At 44.2% G+C, this 1,741-nt stretch carries 2 protein-coding genes; both read right to left on the bottom strand.

Features of this window, described 5'->3' with window-relative positions; genetic code table 11:
• Positions 1-66: 66 nt before the first annotated feature.
• Positions 67-1,335: an L-lactate MFS transporter gene (locus tag AB1L08_RS22285; protein ID WP_413066762.1), complete on the bottom strand. Its 1,269-nt coding sequence runs from the start codon at positions 1,333-1,335 to the stop codon at positions 67-69.
• Positions 1,220-1,741, bottom strand: a 522-nt coding sequence (locus tag AB1L08_RS22280; RefSeq protein WP_413066761.1) for a hypothetical protein, incomplete at its 5' end; no start/stop codon positions are given. The genes AB1L08_RS22285 and AB1L08_RS22280, both read right to left, overlap by 116 nt.

Raw genomic sequence — 1,741 nt, 5'->3', positions numbered from 1 at the left:
TTGTGCTGGGAACTATTGGCTGGAAACATTTTCATGCCAAGTTTGTGACCCGCCGGTCATGTATGTTTAGTTTGAAAACAATTTTCCTTTGCCAGTCCGGACAGTATTTTGTTCTCTAATTTTCTTTATATCAAGACGGATAAGCAGGGATACGACGAAGGCGACAACAAATAATCCGGCGAAAAACAATAAGCTGTTTCCATAGCTTCCTGTCGTATCTTTTACCCAGGCAGCAAACATCGGTCCCGCAATTCCCGCAGCCGCCCAGGCGGTTAAGATATATCCGTGGATGGCTCCAAGCTGCTTCGTGCCGAAAAGATCCCCGATGTAGGCCGGAATGGACGAAAATCCGCCTCCGTAGCAAGTATAAATAATGGCGAGCATGATCTGGAATAAAATTGAAACCGTTGTAAACGGCAGCAGTGCAAACAAAATGATTTGAATAACAAAAAAGGTTGTATATGTATTGGGCCGCCCCAAATAGTCAGAAGCTGATGCCCAACCTATTCTGCCCAGTCCGTTGAATATTCCAAGAACGCCTACAAGGGCGGCAGCTTCAACGGAGCTCATGCCGATTCTTTCCTGTGCAAGCGGGCTTGCGGCAGAAAGAATCGCAATTCCGCATGTCACATTAATAAAAAGCATGATCCATAAGTAATAAAAGCGGGTTGTTTTAATGGCTTCGTTGGCAGTCAGCTGTGCAAGGTCTGCAGAAATTTTTCCGGCTTCCACCTTTTCTTTGTATCCTTTTGGTACCCAGTTTTCAGGCGGCTTTGCCAGATAAAGGGATGATGCCAGCATAATTATAAAATAAGCGGCTCCAAGAATAAAGAACGTATTCGCTATTCCGGTATTTTTGATCAGATAATCCATGATGGGGCTGCTGATGGCTGCAGCAAAGCCAAATCCCATAATGGCCATCCCCGTAGCCATTCCCCTGCGATCTGGGAACCATTTGACAAGCGTTGAAACAGGTGCGATGTAGCCGACGCCCAACCCGATGCCGCCCAATACCCCGTAGCAAATGTATAAAAGCGGCAAGGATTCCAGCTTTACGGCAAAACCGGTGCAAAAAACGCCGATTCCGAAAAAGGCAGCTGACAACAGCCCGGACTTGCGGGGACCGTGTTTTTCTACAAAATGCCCCAAAAAAGCAGCGGACAGCCCCAAAAACAATATGGCCAAACTGAACGTAAGCTGCACCTGGCTGGCAGTCCAATCAAATTGTTCCATGAGCGGGTTTGTAAAATTGCTCCATGCGTAAACGGAGCCGATTGAAATGTGAATACCTACTGCCGAAACGACGATGAGCCATCTGTTTTTTAATTTTTCCATGTAAATCCTCCCTTTTGCCATTTTCAAACAGGTAACCGCTGTCTAAAGGAAATATCAAAGGGCCGCTGCCGGACAAAAACAAAAAACCACCGCGAAAAATACAACCTATCCAGGATAAGCGATAGCGGTGGTTAGTCTTTAACAGGTACGCTGCCAAGTGCCAACCGATTATTATATAATTTTTGATATTTCCCAACAAAATTGTAACATAATTTTCAAATTTTGAGTTAATTTTTATATTGAAACTCCAAATCAGGTCTTTTTTCCTATTGTTCGCACTGCGGTGCTGTTTATTGTTCCATACAACGGGTATTCGTAAATTAGTAATCAATATACTCTCGGCATTCCAAACGAGTAAATTCCTGAATTCCCAAAAATTTACTGGAAATGGAGTGTAATCTGATGA

This window comes from Siminovitchia jepli (genome assembly GCF_047228825.1).
GTDB lineage: Bacteria > Bacillota > Bacilli > Bacillales > Bacillaceae_C > Siminovitchia.
This window is presented reverse-complemented; position numbering and strand designations above follow the sequence as displayed.